This window comes from Nocardia asteroides, assembly GCF_900637185.1.
Lineage (GTDB): Bacteria > Actinomycetota > Actinomycetes > Mycobacteriales > Mycobacteriaceae > Nocardia > Nocardia asteroides.
This window is the reverse complement of the sequence record NZ_LR134352.1, coordinates 2,067,094-2,083,858: the sequence shown is the minus strand read 5'-3', so window position 1 is coordinate 2,083,858 and position 16,765 is coordinate 2,067,094. Positions and strand designations below refer to the sequence as shown.

General features: G+C 69.1%; 16 protein-coding genes. All 16 read right to left on the bottom strand.

The genetic code is table 11. The features are described 5' to 3' along the window. Nucleotides 1–14: 14 nt before the first annotated feature. On the bottom strand, nt 15–1,655 hold the full coding sequence (gene atpA, locus EL493_RS09650) for a F0F1 ATP synthase subunit alpha (RefSeq protein WP_019045407.1): 1,641 nt from the start codon (nt 1,653–1,655) through the stop codon (nt 15–17). A gap of 67 nt (nt 1,656–1,722) precedes the next feature. Continuing rightward, nucleotides 1,723–2,535: a F0F1 ATP synthase subunit delta gene (locus tag EL493_RS09645; RefSeq protein WP_022567398.1), complete on the bottom strand. Its 813-nt coding sequence runs from the start codon at nt 2,533–2,535 to the stop codon at nt 1,723–1,725. A gap of 19 nt (nt 2,536–2,554) precedes the next feature. Continuing rightward, complete coding sequence (locus EL493_RS09640; protein ID WP_019045405.1) at nt 2,555–3,112, bottom strand: F0F1 ATP synthase subunit B; 558 nt, start codon at nt 3,110–3,112, stop codon at nt 2,555–2,557. Between the two features lie 5 nt (nt 3,113–3,117). Further along, nucleotides 3,118–3,366, bottom strand: a complete 249-nt coding sequence (locus EL493_RS09635) for an ATP synthase F0 subunit C (RefSeq protein ID WP_019045404.1) — start codon at nt 3,364–3,366, stop codon at nt 3,118–3,120. Between the two features lie 78 nt (nt 3,367–3,444). Further along, a complete protein-coding gene (gene atpB, locus EL493_RS09630; RefSeq protein ID WP_022567397.1) occupies nt 3,445–4,299 on the bottom strand; it encodes a F0F1 ATP synthase subunit A in 855 nt (284 codons plus the stop codon). A gap of 288 nt (nt 4,300–4,587) precedes the next feature. Next, nucleotides 4,588–5,055, bottom strand: coding sequence for a hypothetical protein (locus tag EL493_RS09625; protein ID WP_019045402.1), 468 nt, complete (start codon nt 5,053–5,055; stop codon nt 4,588–4,590). Nucleotides 5,056–5,074: 19 nt separating this feature from the next. Continuing rightward, a complete protein-coding gene (locus tag EL493_RS09620; protein ID WP_019045401.1) occupies nt 5,075–6,205 on the bottom strand; it encodes an MraY family glycosyltransferase in 1,131 nt (376 codons plus the stop codon). Nucleotides 6,206–6,218: 13 nt separating this feature from the next. Continuing rightward, nucleotides 6,219–6,884, bottom strand: coding sequence for an L-threonylcarbamoyladenylate synthase (locus tag EL493_RS09615; protein ID WP_022567396.1), 666 nt, complete (start codon nt 6,882–6,884; stop codon nt 6,219–6,221). Between the two features lie 156 nt (nt 6,885–7,040). Further along, nucleotides 7,041–7,934 carry a peptide chain release factor N(5)-glutamine methyltransferase gene (gene prmC, locus EL493_RS09610; protein WP_019045399.1) on the bottom strand — a complete coding sequence of 298 codons (894 nt, stop codon included), beginning with the start codon at nt 7,932–7,934 and terminating at the stop codon, nt 7,041–7,043. Between the two features lie 5 nt (nt 7,935–7,939). Then, on the bottom strand, nt 7,940–9,010 hold the full coding sequence (prfA, locus tag EL493_RS09605; RefSeq protein ID WP_019045398.1) for a peptide chain release factor 1: 1,071 nt from the start codon (nt 9,008–9,010) through the stop codon (nt 7,940–7,942). A 95-nt stretch (nt 9,011–9,105) separates the two neighbouring features. Further along, the gene (rpmE, locus tag EL493_RS09600; protein ID WP_022567395.1) at nt 9,106–9,336 is read right to left on the bottom strand and encodes a 50S ribosomal protein L31; all 231 of its coding nucleotides are present in this window, start codon (nt 9,334–9,336) and stop codon (nt 9,106–9,108) included. Nucleotides 9,337–9,559: 223 nt separating this feature from the next. Next, nucleotides 9,560–11,602: a transcription termination factor Rho gene (rho, locus tag EL493_RS09595; RefSeq protein ID WP_051719374.1), complete on the bottom strand. Its 2,043-nt coding sequence runs from the start codon at nt 11,600–11,602 to the stop codon at nt 9,560–9,562. Nucleotides 11,603–11,942: 340 nt separating this feature from the next. Next, nucleotides 11,943–12,869 (bottom strand): homoserine kinase, encoded by a 927-nt coding sequence (gene thrB, locus EL493_RS09590; RefSeq protein ID WP_019045395.1) that lies wholly within the window; start codon nt 12,867–12,869, stop codon nt 11,943–11,945. A gap of 25 nt (nt 12,870–12,894) precedes the next feature. Continuing rightward, the gene (thrC, locus tag EL493_RS09585) at nt 12,895–13,989 is read right to left on the bottom strand and encodes a threonine synthase (protein ID WP_019045394.1); all 1,095 of its coding nucleotides are present in this window, start codon (nt 13,987–13,989) and stop codon (nt 12,895–12,897) included. Continuing rightward, the gene (locus EL493_RS09580; protein WP_019045393.1) at nt 13,986–15,338 is read right to left on the bottom strand and encodes a homoserine dehydrogenase; all 1,353 of its coding nucleotides are present in this window, start codon (nt 15,336–15,338) and stop codon (nt 13,986–13,988) included. Before EL493_RS09580 ends, thrC begins: the two co-directional genes overlap by 4 nt. Next, the gene (lysA, locus tag EL493_RS09575) at nt 15,335–16,756 is read right to left on the bottom strand and encodes a diaminopimelate decarboxylase (RefSeq protein ID WP_019045392.1); all 1,422 of its coding nucleotides are present in this window, start codon (nt 16,754–16,756) and stop codon (nt 15,335–15,337) included. Before lysA ends, EL493_RS09580 begins: the two co-directional genes overlap by 4 nt. Nucleotides 16,757–16,765: the final 9 nt, after the last annotated feature.

Below are 16,765 nucleotides of genomic sequence, written 5' to 3'. Positions count from 1 at the left end.
CAGTCCTGCCCGGCTTACTTGTCGACGTGCTTGCGGGTGACCGACAGCGACTCGACCTCTTCGTGGTCCAGATCGCCGGCCGCGGCCTCGTTCACGACACGGCTGCCGTCGGAGGCCAGGAAGCCCTCCTTGAACTTGTCGGTCTCCGACTTGATCGCGTCGGCGGCCTCGCCGTCGAGCGGCTTGCGGCCACCCTCGAGCGCGTCGAAGGACGACTGGGTCGCGCTGTGCAGGTGCTCCAGCAGCTCGGCGGTGAAGCGACGCACGTCGCCGACCGGCACCGAGTCGTAGTAGCCGGCGTCGACCAGGTAGATCGAGACGACCTGATCCTCGACGGCGACCGGGGAGTACTGGTTCTGCTTGAGCAGCTCCACCCAGCGGGCACCACGCTCCAGCTGCGCCAGCGAGGCGGCGTCCAGGTCGGAGGCGAAGGCGGAGAACGCCTCCAGCTCGCGGTACTGCGCCATTTCCAGACGCAGCGAACCGGCGACCTTCTTCATGGCCTTGGTCTGGGCGGCGCCACCGACACGGGAGACCGAGGTACCGACGTTGATCGCCGGGCGGACACCCTTGTTGAACAGGTCGGACTCGAGGAAGACCTGGCCGTCGGTGATGGAGATGACGTTGGTCGGGATGAACGCCGAGACGTCGTTGGCCTTGGTCTCGATGATCGGCAGACCGGTCATCGAGCCGCCGCCCATCGCGTCGGACAGCTTCGCGCAACGCTCCAGCAGACGGGAGTGCAGGTAGAAGACGTCACCGGGGTACGCCTCGCGGCCCGGCGGACGACGCAGCAGCAGCGAGATGGCGCGGTACGCCTCGGCCTGCTTGGTCAGGTCGTCGAACACGATCAGGACGTGCTTGCCCTGGTACATCCAGTGCTGGCCGATGGCCGAACCGGTGTAGGGGGCCAGCCACTTGAAGCCGGCGGAGTCGGAGGCCGGGGCCGCCACGATGGTGGTGTACTCCATCGCGCCGTGCTCCTCGAGCGCGGTCTTGACGCCCGCGATGGTGGAGCCCTTCTGGCCGATCGCGACGTAGATGCAGCGAACCTGCTTGCTGGGGTCGCCCGACTCCCAGTTCGCCTTCTGGTTCAGGATCGCGTCGACGGCGACGGCGGTCTTGCCGGTCTTGCGGTCGCCGATGATCAGCTGTCGCTGGCCACGGCCGATGGCGGTCAGCGCGTCGATCGCGGTGATACCGGTGGCCAGCGGCTCCTCGACCGGCTGACGCTCCAGCACGGTCGCGGCCTGCAGCTCGAGCACGCGGCGGTCGTCGGCCTCGATCTCGCCCAGGCCGTCGATGGCCTGGCCGAGCGGGTTGACCACGCGACCGAGGAACTTGTCGCCGACGGGAACCGACAGCACATCGCCGGTGCGGCGGACCTGCTGGCCCTCTTCCAGCGAGGCGTACTCGCCGAGGATGACGGCACCGATCTCGGTGTCCTCGAGGTTCAGCGCGACGCCCAGGACGCCGCCCGGGAACTCGAGCAGCTCGTTGGCCATCGCCGAAGGCAGACCGCTGACGTGCGCGATGCCGTCGCCGGTGTCGGTCACGAGGCCGACTTCTTCGATGGAGGTTTCCGGGGTGTAGCTCTGGGTGTAGCTCTCGATCGCGCTACGGATCTCGTCGGAGGAGATCGTCAGCTCCGCCATGTTGTTCCTGCTCTCGCTGTGGTCTCGAATGTCGGGGGTTGGAGGGGACTGCGGTGGGGCTTCCTTCTCAGGACAGCGCCCGGCGCAGCTTCTCCAGTCGGCCGGTGGCGCTGCCGTCGATGACGTCGTCTCCGACGCGCACGACGACGCCGCTCAGCAGCGTCGGGTCGACCTGCACGTGCACCGTGACGGCCTTGCCGTAGATCCGCTGCAGGGAAGCCGAGAGCTTCTCCTTCTGCTGATCGGACAGCTCGACCGCGGCATGCGCGTGGGCGACGATCTGGTCACGACGGGCCGCCGCCAGATCGGACAGGGCGTCGAGGGCGACGCCGATGTTGTTGGACCGCAGCCGGGTCACCGCCTGCTCGGCCAGCGTCAGGGTGATCGGCTCGGCCTTGCCGGTCAGCAGCCGGACGATCAGCTCACGCCGGTTCGACGCCGGCTTGCCCTGATCGGACAGTGCCTGCTCCAGCTGCGGGTTGTCGTCGATGATCCGGCCGAGCCGGAACAGCTCGTCCTCCACCGCGTCCAGCCGGCCGCCGTCGGCGGCGGACTCCAGCAGAGCCTCCTGCCCGAGCAGCACCAGGGTGTCGACCAGATCTCGGGTGCGCGACCAGTTCTGCGCCACCGCGGTGGTCAGCACTGCCTGCGTGGCAGCGCTGACCTTGCCGCCGAAGATCCGCTCACTGAGTTCGGCGCGAACCGAACCCGGCACCGACACGTCCGCGAGCGCCACACGCAGCGAACGCTGGTCGTCCAGCACGGCGACAACGGCGAACAGTTCCGACCCCGTCGTGGCCGCAACAGTTTCGCTTCCGGTCAGAGCGGCCCGAAGCGCCTCCCGGGACCGGGAGCTGGCCTCGCGGCTCGCTGCGTACATGCTTCTCACTTTCGCGTCGTTACCTTCCGACCCCGATGGCGTCGGTGTCGTCGAGTTCGCTGAGGAACTTGTCGATCGACGCCGCCTGCTTGGCCTCGTCCGAAACCGACTGGCCGATGATCTTCTCGGCCAGGTCGACGGCCGTGCGGCCGACCTCGGAACGCAGCTCGGTCAGGATCTGCTGGCGCTGGGCTTCCAGCTGGGAGTGACCGGCGGCGACGATGCGGTCGCTTTCGGCCTGGGCGTCCGCGCGCATCTGCGCGAGGATCTGCTGACCCTGGGTGCGCGCATCCTCGCGGATACGAGCGGCCTCGAGACGGGCGTCGGCGAGCTGCTGCTGGTACTGCTGCAGCGTCTGCTGTGCCTCGTCCTGAGCGGCCTGGGCCCTGGCGATACCGCCTTCGATCTTGTCGGCACGCTCATCGAGGGTCTGGGTCACACGTGGGATCACGTACTTCCAGAACAGCAGACCGATGATGGCGACGCAGACGATCGACCAGACGATGTCGTACGTTTCGGGGATGAGAGGATTCACATCCTCTCCCCCTTCGGCAGCGAGCGTGATGATGTCGCGCATCGGAATCAGAAGATGAAGCCGGCGACGAGGCCGATCAGCGCCAGGGCCTCGGTGAACGCGATACCGAGGAACATGTTGGTCCGGATCTGGCCGGCCAGCTCGGGCTGACGGGCGAAGCCCTCGATGGCCTTACCGACGACGATACCCACGCCGATGCCGGGGCCGATCGCGGCGAGACCGTAGCCGATGGCGCCGAAGCCCTTGAAGGTGCTCTCGGTGGTCGCGGCTTCCTGGGCCAGGTAAGCGAGGCTCATGAGTCTTCTTTCCCTTTCTGTTGCTCACCCGCCGGTCGGCGTGTGTAGCAGGTTTGGCAGTACTGGTGTGGATTCAGGTCAGTGGTCGGCGGCGTGCTGTGCGAGGCTGATGTACACCGCGGTCAGCAGGGCGAAGACATACGCCTGCAGGAAGATGACCAGCAGCTCGAACAGCGTGAAGCCGATGCCTGCCAGCAGCGAGAAGGGCGTGAAGACCTTCATCCACGCGGTGGCATCGAAGAGGAAGAACCAGGTGGCGCTGAAGAACAGCACCAGCATGATGTGGCCGGCCAGCATGTTCGCCATGAGTCGGACGGTCAGCGTGAACGGGCGCAGGATGAACGTCGAGACGAACTCGATCGGGATCAGCAGCACGTGCAGAGCCGGCGGCACGTCGGGAACGACGATGCTCGAGCGGATGTACTTGAAGAAGCCGTACTTGCGAATACCCACGTAGTTGAACGCGATGTACGCGATCGCGGCGAGCACGAGCGGCATGCCGACGCGCGCATTCGACGAGATGTTCAGGAACGGCACAATGCTGGAGAAGTTCAGGAACAGAACCGTGAAGAAGATCGTCGCGATCAGCGGGAGGAACCGCTTACCGGTTTCCTTGCCGAGTACCTCGTCGGCGATCTGCTCCTTGACGAAAACCACGCCGGCTTCCATCACGTTCTGCAGGCCGCGGGGGACGATCTTCGGCGAGCGGAATGCCAGCACGAAGAGGATCACCACAACGGCGGTCATCAGCAGCCGGATCAGCATCAGGCGGTCGAGTTCGAACGGCGTACCCTCGAACAGCACTGCTGGAGGGAAGAAGTCGGACAGCGATGGCGCGTGGAACTCGCCCGCCGCCAAAGTGATGACGCTCAGCGTTCTCTCCCGTGTTCGGGCCGCGGGTACGACGGTCATTCCCGCGGTTCGATCGGACATTGACGATCAATGGGGTCGACTCTGGTCGGCTCGAAATTCGACAGCGGAGCGTTCGGTCGGTAAACCGGTACTACAGCTGTACGGGCGTCGGCGACATCGTCGACATGCTAAACCGGGCACATTCCTCCCGGATCGGCAGTAAGCATAGCGGCACCGGGCGGGATCTAGACGATCCCCCCTGGTAACTCGAGGCAGGACCCCGAGTTCACCCGGGTAGGGCCCCTAGCTTGGGTGCTTGCTTACCAACACTTTACCAAGCTATCTACGACGTTGTGTAGCTGGGTGGGATTATTCCTGCTCGGAAGCCGTTTCGCTGTCTCCCGCGCGTGTCGTGACGTACGGAACCTTCTGACTCACAACGCCGTACGTCTCCGCGCCCAGCACGATCAGCAGGGCGCCGACCACGGTGAAGAACAGCGTCGGCCTGCTGTAGAAGTCGAACTGGTTGAGCACGCCGACGACGATGAGCGCCACCAGCAGCTTGCCGACCCAGCTGACCAGCAGGACCAGGCCCGCGGTACTGGGCGGCAGCTTGGCGCTGACGAGGGTGGCGACCACGGTGGTGAGGATGAACCCACCGCCGATGGCGCAGCCGAGCAGGGCACCCCACAGACCCGGCATCCCGGCCACCGCGGCACCGATCGCCACCGACACGACCACGAGGACGCCGAGGCCGATCAGGCCGTAGCGCAGGGCGGCGCGCAGCGGTGCGTCGGGGCCCGGCGGGGTTTTCGGTGTAAAGCTCACGGGCCGCACTTTACCTTGCGGCCTCCGCTCAGTGATTGGCCGACTCCACCCGGCGCATCGAGGGGATCGCGGTCACTACCAGCGCGAACACCAATCCACCCGCCACCAGCAACACCACCAGCCGCCGATCCATCAGTGACGTTCCCACCGCGCCGAACGCGAGCACGCCGACCCACAAATAGATCAGCAGAACAACGCGGCGCTGCGAATGTCCGATCTGCAGCAATCGGTGATGCAGATGCATTTTGTCCGGTGTGGAGAAACTCACCCCGGCGCGCACGCGCCGCACGATCGCCAGCAACAGATCCAGCACCGGAATGAACATCACCGCGCCCACCAGCAGCAGCGGTGAGAGCAAACCCACAATGTCGCGCGGGCCGTAGCCCTGCAGCGGAATTCGGCCGGAGGCGCCGGTGGAAACCGCGGCCAGCATCAAACCGATCATCATCGACCCGGAATCGCCCATGAAGATTCGGGCCGGCGAGAAATTGTGCGGCAGAAATCCGAGACAGGCGCCGGCCAGCGCGGCGGCCAGCAACGCGGGCGGATAGGTGTCGACCGAACCGCCCTGGTCGTAGAGCAAACCCACGGAGAACACGAAAACCGCGCCCGCGCAGATCAAACCGAGGCCCGCGGCCAGGCCGTCCAGGCCGTCGACGAAGTTCATCGCGTTCACCAGGGTGACGGTGATACCCACCGTCACCAGGCCGCCCTGCAGCGCGTCCAGGACCACCGTGGTGTCGTTGAACGGGTCGTAGATGACGTACCAGCTCAGCCCCATCACCGCCATCACGCCCGCGGCGGTCACCTGGCCGGCGAATTTCGTGAGCGCGTCCAGGCCCCAGCGGTCGTCGACGATGCCGACGAGCACGATGATCGTGGCCGCGACGAGCACCGCCGGAATATCGGGCGCGTAATCGAATCCGCGCCGCAGTGCGGGCAATTGGTGCGCGAAGAGCACCGCGGCCACGACGCCGACATACATGCCGACACCGCCCATCCGCGGAATGGGCTTGACGTGCACATCGCGCTCACGCGGAATCGCGACCGCGCCGAAGGCGATGGCGAGCACCCGGATGCCCCCGGTGGCCAGGAAGGTCACCGTGGCAGAGACGAGCAGCACGAGCACCAGCTCGCGCAGGGGAACGACCGTGCTCATCGGATACGGGCGATCACCGCTGCGCGGGGCTGGTCAGCGCGTCGGGCTCCATGCCGAGCACATCCGCGATATCGGCCACCGCCACCGCACCTTCCCGTAGTACCCGCGGCTGATCCGCGGTCAGATCGATGATCGTCGAGGCCACCGCGTGCTCGGCCGGACCGCCGTCGAGATACACACTCGCCAGCGAACCCAGCTGCTCGCGCGCCTGCTCGACCGTGCTGGCCGGCGGCTGCCCCGAGACATTGGCGCTGGACACGGCCAGCGGGCCGACCTCGCGCAGCAGTTCCAGCGCCACCGGATGCAGCGGCATGCGCAGCATCACCGTGCCGCGGGTGTCGCCCAGGTCCCAGGCCAGCGACGGGGCGGCCTGCACGACCAGGCTCAGCGCACCCGGCCAGAAGGCCCGGATCAGGTCGCGCGCCTGCGGGCGCACCGAGAACACGAGGCCGTCGATGGTGTGCCACGAACCGACGAGCACCGGAACGGGCATGTCGCGACCGCGACGCTTGGCGGCGAGCAGCTCACCCACCGCTTCGGAATCGAACGCGTCGGCCGCGATGCCGTACAGCGTGTCGGTGGGCATCACCACCAGGCGGCCGGATTTCAGCGCACTGGTGGCGGCCGTGAGCCCGGCAGCCCGAGACGCCGGTTCAGCACAGTCGTAAACGGTACTCACGCTTAGCTTCGCCTCTCTGGTCGCCTCCCCGCGACTCTCGCCGGTCGTTGGGTGCGGCAAGAGTCTAGCTGCCGGTCCGGCGGGCCTTGCGGGCGTCCCCGCCGCGGTCGCGGCCGCTCGGTGTCGGCCGAACCTGTTGCAGGCAGCGGTCTCGGCTCAGGGACGGCCGGGCAGCGCCGCGACGACGAAGCGGGGTTTGTCCGCGAGATCGAGGTGCTCGACCACGTCGACCAGACCGGCGGCCGCCAGCAGCGTCGCGACTCCCCCGCCGTTGGTGTCGTCGTGTTCGATCGCGGTGGCACCGCCGGGGCGCAGCAGCCGGGCGATCGTGGGCACCATTTCCCGGATGACGTCCAGACCGTCGGGACCGCCGAAGAGCGCGCGGTGCGGGTCGTGGTCGGCGACCTCCGGGTCGAGGATCGCGTCCTCGGGGATGTAGGGCGGATTCGACAGCACCAGGTCGACCCGGCCGGACAGGTCGAGCAGCAGCGCCGGATCGGTGACGTCGTCGGCGTGCAGGGTGATCGGGGTGTCGCCGTCGGCGATGCGGGCGTCGGCATTGCGGCGTGCCCAGCTCAGCGCGTCGGGATCGAGTTCGACGGCATGGACCTCGGCATCGGGGCGGGCGTGCGCGATGGCCAGGGCCAGCGCGCCGGAACCGGTGCACAGGTCGACGACGACCGGCGCGTGGTCGTGCGGCAGCGTCTCCAGCCGGGCCAGCGCCCACGCGAACAGCAGCTCGGTCTCCGGGCGCGGCACGAAGACACCGGGCCCCACCGCGAGGTCGATCTCGCCCATCGCGGCGGTCCCGGTCAAGTGCTGCAACGGGATTCGCGCGGCGCGCTGCGTCACCAGCTGCTCGAACCGCGCGGCCTCGGCCGGCTCGATCATCGGGTGCAGGGCCAGCCGCATCCGGTCGACGCCCAGCACGTGGGCGGCCAGCTGCTCGGCATCAGGCAGCGGCGAGGCTACGCCCGCTTCGGCGAGCCGCTCGCCCGCGGCGACGATCAGCGGGCGCAGCCGGACCCGCTCGAGGCGCACACCGCTCATGCCGATTACTCGGCCGCCATTCGCGCGTCGCGGTCGGCCTTGCCGAGCGCGTCGAGCAGCGCGTCCATGTCACCGTCGAGGACGGCGTCGAGATTGTGCGCCTTGAAGCCGATGCGGTGATCGGCGATCCGGTTCTCCGGGAAGTTGTAGGTGCGGATGCGCTCGGAGCGGTCCACCGTGCGGATCTGGCTGGCACGGCCGGCCGCGGCTTCCTGCTCGGCCTGCTCCTCGGCCAGCGCCTGCAGCCGGGCCGCGAGCACCTGCATGGCGCGGGCCTTGTTCTGCAGCTGCGAGCGCTCGTTCTGGCAGGTCACCACGATGCCCGAGGGCAGGTGGGTGATGCGCACCGCCGAGTCGGTGGTGTTGACGCCCTGACCGCCCTTGCCGGAGGACCGGTAGACATCGATGCGCAGATCGGTCTCGTCGATCTGCACCTGCTCGACCTCGTCGGGCTCGGGGTAGATCAGCACGCCCGCCGCCGAGGTGTGGATCCGGCCCTGCGACTCGGTCACCGGCACCCGCTGCACGCGGTGTACGCCGCCCTCGAACTTGAAGCGCGACCACACGCCGTCACGGGCCGCGTCGCGGCTCTTGATCGACAGCGTCGCGTCCTTGTAGCCGCCCAGGTCGGAGTAGGTGACGTCGAGCGTCTCCACCTTCCAGCCGTGGCGCTCGGCGTAGCGGATGTACATGCGGGCCAGGTCGGCGGCGAACAGCGCCGATTCCTCGCCGCCCTCGCCGGACTTCACCTCGAGCACCACGTCGTCGCCGTCGTGCGGGTCGCGGGGGGCGAGCAGGTCGGCCAGCGCCTGCTCGAGTTCGACCAGCTGCTCCTCGAGCCCGGGCACCTCGGCGGCGAACGCGGCGTCGTCGGCGGCCAGCTCACGGGCGGCCTCGAGATCGTCGCGGACCGATTCGAGCTTGCGGTAGGTGGTCATCACCGGCGCCAGCTCGGCGAACCGCTTACCGACGCGGCGCGCGGCGCCTGCGTCGTTGTGCAGCGACGGGTCGGCCAGCTGCGTCTCCAAGCCCTGATACTCGGCGAGAATGTCGTCGATGGCGGACGGCTGGGTCACGGTGATTGTTCCTTCGGGGTGCGGGGCGATGCGCTGGACAACAGAAACCACCGACGCCCGGCCTGCGAAGCAGAACCGGGCGTCGGATGAGGCAACTAGCTGGCGTCGGCCTTCTTGCCCGCGCGCTTGCCGTAGCGCGCCTCGAAGCGGGCGACGCGGCCGCCGGTGTCGAGGATCTTCTGCTTGCCGGTGTAGAACGGGTGGCACTGCGAGCAGACCTCGACGGTGATCTGGCCGGACTCCTTGGTGGAGCGAGTCTGGAAGGTGTTGCCGCAACCACACACGACGGTGGTGTCGACATACGTGGGGTGGATTCCTGCCTTCATGGGCGTCCTCTCGATCATGGTCGCCGGGTCGCACACCGCTGGAGCGCGGGATACGTGAACCGGAACCGACTAGGCGGGATGTCTGCGAAGCCGCAGACACACAGCGGTCCATTCTGCCAGATATGGCCGCACCCTCCGAAAAACACCCCCCGTTTCGGAATTGTTCCCCGAATGCGGCAAGGGGCCCCGCGTCGGCGAGGCCCCTTGCTGCGGTTCTAGACGATCACTCGTCGAGAGCGCCCGGCGCGGTCTTGGAGACCTGCATCAGGAACTCGAGGTTGTTCTTGGACTTCTTCAGGCGGTCGATCAGCAGATCGATGGCCTGGTGCGAGTCCAGCCCGGTGAGCACGCGACGTAGCTTGTGCAGCACCGCGGCCTCGTCGGGCGAGAGCAGCAGCTCGTCCTTGCGGGTACCGGACGGGTTGACGTCCACCGCGGGGAACACGCGCCGCTCGGCGATCTTGCGGTCGAGCTTGAGCTCGGCGTTGCCGGTGCCCTTGAACTCCTCGAAGATCACCGTGTCACCGGTGGAGCCGGTCTCCACCATCGCCGTGGCGATGATGGTGAGCGAGCCACCGTTCTCGATGTTGCGCGCCGCGCCGAGGAACCGCTTGGGCGGGTACAGCGCGGTCGAGTCGACACCACCGGAGAGGATGCGGCCCGAGGCGGGCGAGGAGTTGTTGTACGCGCGGCCCAATCGGGTGATCGAGTCGAGCAGCACCACAACGTCTTTGCCCATCTCCACCAGGCGCTTGGCCCGCTCGATGGCGAGCTCGGCGACCGAGGTGTGGTCGGCCGGCGGCCGGTCGAAGGTGGAAGCGATGACCTCACCCTTCACCGAACGCTGCATGTCGGTGACCTCTTCGGGACGCTCGTCGACCAGCACGACCATGAGGTAGCACTCGGGGTTGTTGACCGAGATCGCGTTGGCGATGTCCTGCATGATCGTGGTCTTACCCGCCTTGGGCGGAGACACGATCAGCGCGCGCTGACCCTTACCGATCGGCATGATCAGGTCGATCACGCGGGTGGTCAGCTTGTTCTGCGCGGTCTCGAGGCGCAGCCGCTGGTTCGGGTACAGCGGGGTCAGCTTGGTGAAGTCGGGACGGCGCTTGGCCGCCTCCACCTCGCCACCGTTGACGGTGTCCAGGCGCACCAGCGGGTCGAACTTCTGGCGCTGGTTGTTCTGCTCGCCGTCGCGCGGGGCGCGGACCGCGCCGGTGATCGCGTCACCGCGGCGCAGGCCGTTCTTGCGGACCAGGTTCATCGAGACGTACACGTCGTTCGGGCCGGCCAGGTAACCGGAGGTCCGCACGAACGCGTAGTTGTCCAGGACGTCGAGGATGCCGGCGACCGGCTGCAGGACGTCGTCCTCGCGGATCTCGAAGTCGCGGGCCTCGCCGCCGCCACCGGCGGCGCCGCCCTCGCGGTCACGCCCACGGCGACGCTCACGGAACCGACGGCCCCGGCGGCCGCGGCCGCCTTCCTCGTCGTCGCCACCGCGGTCGTCGCGGGGACCGCGATTGCCGCCGTTCTGGTTCTGATTCTGGTTCTGGTTGCGCTCGCCCTGGTTGCGCTCGCCGCGTTCGCGCCTGCGCTCGCCCTGGTCGCCGCCCTCGGCCTTGTCGGCCTGCTTGGGCTCCTCGCCACGGTTCTCACCGCGGTTGTCGGCCTGGGCGTTCTCGCCACCGCCGGAACGAGCCTGGTCACGGCCACGACGCTGCCTGCCACGGCCGCGCTGACCGCCCTCGCGGCCGGAATCCTCGGTCGACTCGGCGGGCGCGGCGCTCTTGGACTCGGCCGTCCCCTGCTCGGCCGGGGCCTGCTCGGTCACGACCGCGGCGGCGGCCTGCTTCTCGGCGGGCGCGGCCTGCTTGTCGGCCTTCGCCTGCTTGGCGGGCGCCTCGGTCTCGGCCTTCGCCGGGGACTTGGCGGGCGCTTCCGCCTTGGCGGGCGCCTCGGCCTTGGGCGCGGTGGCCGTCACGGCGGCGGCCTCGACGGGCTTACCCGCCTTCGCAGGCGCTCCGGCCTGGTTCTCCTTGATGGCGGCGATGAGATCGCCCTTGCGCATCCCGGAGGTGCCTCGGATACCGAGCTCCCCCGCCAGTGCGCGCAACTGCGGCAACAGCATTCCAGTCAGCCCCGATCGTGCGACGTCGGTGTGTTCGCTCATTTTCGAAATCTGTCCGGATTCACTTTCGCGGCCGCCCGAGTTCGTAGGGTTGGATTCCACCCCGGGTGTCGCGAGCAGGTCCGTTTCTGTCACGGAAATCCTTTCCTTCCCTCGAATGCCGTGTGCTGAGTCGAGGGTTCGTTCCGTAGACCCGGCACCTCGTGCCGAGCTCGGATTATGCGTCCACCAGGACGCCTGTGCCGTACTACCCGCCCCGCCGGACCGGAGGCTTCGCCACCAGAAGACAGTGGTGAGGAGAGATCATTCCAGTTGAGCGGCTTCGCGGCGTCGCAGCACCTCCATGGTGTGGAGGCTCGAGCCTGGAGCCTGCTGGAGCGATTGCCCTGATGAAGCACCGGCGTCTGATGCGCACGATGTACGGACCTGCCCAGAATAGCTGCCAATTGCGAACAACGGCAAGGCAGGCGCGCCGTCAGTCGACCGTGACGCCGTCGGCGATGCCGGGCTCGACCACGCGCAGACCATCGGATTCGGCCTGTTTGCGCAGGTCATCGGGGAATTCTCCGGTCGCGAGCGCCAGAATCGTCGGCCCGGCGCCGGACACGGTCGCCGCGATTCCCGCGGCGCGCAGCCGCTCGATCCAGGCCGTGGTCAGCGGTAGCGCGGGCGCACGCTGGGTCTGGTGCAGCCGATCCGCGGTGGCGGGCATCAGCAGATCGGGACGCTCGGTCAGCGCCACGACGGCCAGCGCCGCCCGGCTGACGTTGAACGCGGCGTCGCCGTGCGGCACCTGCTCGGGCAGCAGCCCCCTGGTGTGCGCGGTGGACGAGCGTTCCTGCGGGATCAGCACCACCGGACGCAGCGCGGCGGCGGGCGTGAGCCGCACCGCCCGGTAGACCCGGTTCGCCTCGGCGTCGGACTCGGTCCACGACACGACGATTCCGCCCAGCACGCTGGCCGCGGCGTTGTCGGGGTGACCCTCGAACTCCGAGGCCAGCTGGACCAGGCGCTCGGTGTCGAGCCGCAGCTCCGCATCGAACTTCGCCGCGAGCCCGGCGCCCGCGGCCAGGCCGCCGACCACCGCGGACGCGCTGGAACCGAGACCGCGCGAATGCGGAATCACGTTGCGGCACACCACGTCGAGCCCGTCGGCCCAGACCCCCAGCGACTCCAGCCCGCGCTCGATCGCCCGCACCACCAGATGCGTTGGGCCCCACGGCACGTCGTCGGCGCCCTCACCCTCGACCCGGATCTGCAGACCCGAGTCGGTGGTGCGCACCACGATCTCGTCGTAGAGACCCAATGCCATTCCGAGGCAGTCGAATCCGGGGCCGAGATTGGCGGTGGAGGCCGGAACGCGCACGGTCACCTCGAGACCGGCGGGCAGGGTCGCTGTCATCAGCCTGCTCTCGCGTGCGGTCAACTCAGGCCAGCTCGAGTTCGCGGGCGATGGCCACCGGGTCGACGGCGATCGGCTTGACTTCGGGCATCCCGGCCAGCGCGTTGTCGGGGTCCTTCAGGCCGTTGCCGGTGACGGTGCAGACCACGGTCAGACCCGAATCCAGCCAGCCCTCCGCGCGGGCGGCCAGCAGACCGGCCACGCTCGCGGCCGACGCGGGCTCGACGAAGACGCCCTCGGTGGCGGCGACCAGCCGGTACGCGGCCAGGATCTCCTCGTCGGTGGCCGCGCGGAACGCGCCGCCCGACTGCTCCTTGGCCTCCATCGCCCCGTTCCACGACGCCGGGGCGCCGATCCGGATGGCGGTGGCCACGGTCTCCGGGTCCTTCACCGGCGCGCCGTTGACCAGCGGCGCCGCGCCCGCGGCCTGCACGCCGAGCATGCGCGGCAGCGAGCCGGTGATGCCGTCGGCGTGGTACTCGCGGTACCCGCGCCAGTAGGCGGTGATGTTGCCCGCGTTGCCCACCGGCAGCACGTGCACGTCGGGCGCCTTGCCCAGCACGTCGCAGATCTCGAACGAGGCGGTCTTCTGGCCCTCGATGCGCGCCGGGTTCACCGAGTTCACCAGACCGACCTCGGGGAACTCGGCGGTGACCTTGCGGGCCAGCTCGAGGCAGTCGTCGAAGTTGCCCTCGACCTGGATGATCTTGGCGCCGAGCATCACGGCCTGGGCCAGCTTGCCCATCGCGATCTTGCCCTGCGGGATCAGCACCGCGCACTCCATGCCCGCGCGGGTGGCGTAGGCGGCGGCCGAGGCCGAGGTGTTGCCGGTGGACGCGCACAGCACGGCCTTCTGGCCGCGGTACTTGGCGTCGGTCATCGCCATGGTCATGCCGCGGTCCTTGAACGAACCGGTGGGGTTGGCGCCCTCGACCTTGAGGTACACCTCGCAGCCGGTCAGCTCGGACAGGTGCGTCGCGGGGACCAGCGGGGTACCGCCCTCGAACAGGGTGACCGGCTCCCAGTCGGCCGCACCGGCCAGCCGGTCGCGGTAGGCCGCGATCAGACCCGGCCAGCGCGAGTGCACGCCGGCCTGGGGGGCGATGCCAGTGGTACTCATGATTCTTCGGTGCCTTCCAGTCTGAGAACGCTGGTCACAGAGGTGACCGAATCCATGTCGGCCAATGCCGCGACAGTATCGGCCAGCGAGGACTCCACCGCGTGGTGGGTGACGACCACGAGCCGCGCACCCTCGCCATGACCCTGCTGACGCACGGTGGAGATGCTCACGCCGTGCTGGGCGAAGGTGTCGGCCACCGCGGCGAGCACGCCGGGACGATCCTCCACCTGCAGGTTCACGTGGTAGCGGGTGGGGGTGTCGCCGATCGGCGCGATCGGCAGCTCAGCATAGACCGATTCGCCCGGAGCACGACCACCGTAGAACTTGTTGCGGGCCGCCATGACGAGATCGCCCAGCACGGCCGAGGCGGTCGGCGCGCCACCGGCGCCCTGACCGTAGAACATCAGCCTGCCCGCGTTGTCGGCCTCGACGACCACGGCGTTGAACGCGCCGTTGACCGAGGCCAGCGGGTGCTTGCGCGGGATGAGCGCCGGGTACACGCGCACCGAGACGCGGTCCTTGCCGCCCTCGGCGGAGGTGGGCTCGCCCGGACCGGCCGCGACGCGCTCGCAGATGGCGAGCAGCTTCACGGTGCAGCCGACGGCCGAGGCCGTCTCCAGGTCCTCGGCGGTGATCTTGGAGATGCCCTCGCGGTACACGTCGGCCGCGGTCACCCGGGTGTGGAAGGCCAGCGAGGCCAGGATGGCGGCCTTGGCGGCGGCGTCGAAGCCCTCGACGTCGGCGGTGGGGTCGGCCTCGGCGTAGCCCAGGTCGGTGGCCTCGGCGAGCACGTCGTCGTAGGCGGCGCCGGTCTCGTCCATCGCGGAGAGGATGAAGTTGGTGGTGCCGTTGACGATGCCGACCACCCGGTTCACCCGGTCGCCCGACAGCGACTGGATCAGCGGGCGGACCACCGGGATCGCGCCGGCGACGGCGGCCTCGAAGTACAGGTCGGCGCGGCTGCGCTCGGCGGCGGCGGCCAGCTCGCCGGTGTAGTCGGCCAGCAGCGCCTTGTTGGCGGTGACCACGGACTTGCCGCCGCTCAGCGCGGCCCCGATGAGCGCGCGAGCCGGGTCGATGCCGCCCATGACCTCGACCACCAGGTCGACGTCGTCGCGGGCGACGAGCGCCTCGGCGTCGGTGGTCAGCAGCTCGGCGGGCAGGCCGCGGTCCTTGGCCAGGTCGCGCACGGCGACGCCGCGCAGCACCAGCGGAGCGCCGACCCGCGAGCGCAGGTCCTCGGCGTGGTCACGCAGGACCCGGACCACCTCGGTGCCGACGGTGCCCATCCCGAGCACGGCGACGCCGAGCGGACGCCCCGCGTCCCTGGTCCCGTTGTTCTCGGTCATCCTTCCACCTCCAGGCTGAGCAGGTCCGCCACCGTTTCCCGGCGCAGAATCAATCGCGAGACACCGTCGCGCACCGCGACCACGGCGGGCCGGGTGAGCTGGTTGTAGCGACTCGACATCGAGTAGCAGTACGCACCGGTCGCCGCGACGGCGACCAGGTCGCCGGGGCCCGCGTCGGCGGGCATCCAGGTGTCACGAATGACGATATCGCCACTCTCGCAATGCTTTCCGACCACGCGCGCGACGACCGCGTGGGCGTCCGACGAGCGCGAGACCAGACGGCAATCGTAATCGGCCTGGTAGAGGGCGGGGCGGATATTGTCGCTCATCCCGCCGTCGACGCTCACGTAGCGACGCCGCGCGCCGCCGTCGAGCTCGACATCCTTGATGGTGCCCACCTCGTACAGCGTGACCGTGCCCGGCCCCGCGATGGCGCGGCCCGGCTCGACGGCGATGGTCGGCTCGGGCAGCCCGGCGCGGGCGGCTTCGGCGGCGACCAGCTCGCGCAGCTTGGCGGCGAACTCGTCCAGCGGCGGCGGGTTGTCGCCGGGCAGGTACGAGATACCGAGGCCGCCGCCCAGATCCAGGGTGGAGATCTGCGCGGTGCGCTCGATACCGAACTTGTCGATGGCCTCGCGCAGCAGGCCGAGCATGCGGCGCGCGGCGATCTCGAAGCCGTCGAGCTCGAAGATCTGCGAGCCGATGTGGCTGTGCAGGCCCACCAGGCGCAGGTTGTCGGCCTCGAAGACGCGGGCCAGCGCCTCCATCGCGTCGCCACCGGCGATCGAGAAGCCGAACTTCTGGTCCTCGTGCGCGGTGGAGATGTACTCGTGGGTGTGCGCCTCGACGCCGACGGTGACCCGGACCAGCACGTCCTGGACCACGCCCGCCGCGCCGGCGACCGCCTCGAGCCGCTCGATCTCGTAGAGCGAGTCCACCACCACGTGGCCGACTCCCGCGGCGACCGCGGTCTCGAGCTCGGGCACCGACTTGTTGTTGCCGTGCAGCGCGATGCGCTCGGCCGGGAAACCGGCGTGCAGCGCGATGGCCAGCTCGCCGCCGGAGCAGACGTCGAGCGAGAGGCCCTCGTCGCGGATCCAGCGCGCGATCTCACCGCACAGGAACGCCTTGGACGCGTAGTGCACGCGCGCGTTGGGGCCGAAGGCACGCACCATGTCGCGGCAGCGCGAGCGGAAGTCGTCCTCGTCGACCACGAACAGCGGGGTGCCGTACTGCTCGGCCAGCTCGGTGACCGACACTCCGGCGATCCCGACGACGCCGTCCGCGCCACGGGTGGCGTTGCGCGGCCACACGTTGGCGGGAAGGTCGATCATCTCGCTCGGGTCGGTCGGGCGCTCGGCCAGGCTGGGCGCGTGCGGGATCTCTGCGTGCCGGGGACCGGCGGGGTGGGCACTCACTGTGCGTCC

Excerpts from the sequence above, each read along its gene's own strand:
- atpA (WP_019045407.1), bottom strand. The coding sequence starts at position 1,655 with ATGGCGGAGCTGACGATCTCCTCCGACGAGATCCGTAGCGCGATCGAG.
- EL493_RS09645 (WP_022567398.1), bottom strand. The coding sequence starts at position 2,535 with ATGTACGCAGCGAGCCGCGAGGCCAGCTCCCGGTCCCGGGAGGCGCTT.
- EL493_RS09640 (WP_019045405.1), bottom strand. The coding sequence starts at position 3,112 with ATGCGCGACATCATCACGCTCGCTGCCGAAGGGGGAGAGGATGTGAAT.
- EL493_RS09635 (WP_019045404.1), bottom strand. The coding sequence starts at position 3,366 with ATGAGCCTCGCTTACCTGGCCCAGGAAGCCGCGACCACCGAGAGCACC.
- atpB (WP_022567397.1), bottom strand. The coding sequence starts at position 4,299 with ATGTCCGATCGAACCGCGGGAATGACCGTCGTACCCGCGGCCCGAACA.
- EL493_RS09620 (WP_019045401.1), bottom strand. The coding sequence starts at position 6,205 with ATGAGCACGGTCGTTCCCCTGCGCGAGCTGGTGCTCGTGCTGCTCGTC.
- prmC (WP_019045399.1), bottom strand. The coding sequence starts at position 7,934 with ATGAGCGGTGTGCGCCTCGAGCGGGTCCGGCTGCGCCCGCTGATCGTC.
- rpmE (WP_022567395.1), bottom strand. The coding sequence starts at position 9,336 with ATGAAGGCAGGAATCCACCCCACGTATGTCGACACCACCGTCGTGTGT.
- thrB (WP_019045395.1), bottom strand. The coding sequence starts at position 12,869 with ATGACAGCGACCCTGCCCGCCGGTCTCGAGGTGACCGTGCGCGTTCCG.
- thrC (WP_019045394.1), bottom strand. The coding sequence starts at position 13,989 with ATGAGTACCACTGGCATCGCCCCCCAGGCCGGCGTGCACTCGCGCTGG.
- EL493_RS09580 (WP_019045393.1), bottom strand. The coding sequence starts at position 15,338 with ATGACCGAGAACAACGGGACCAGGGACGCGGGGCGTCCGCTCGGCGTC.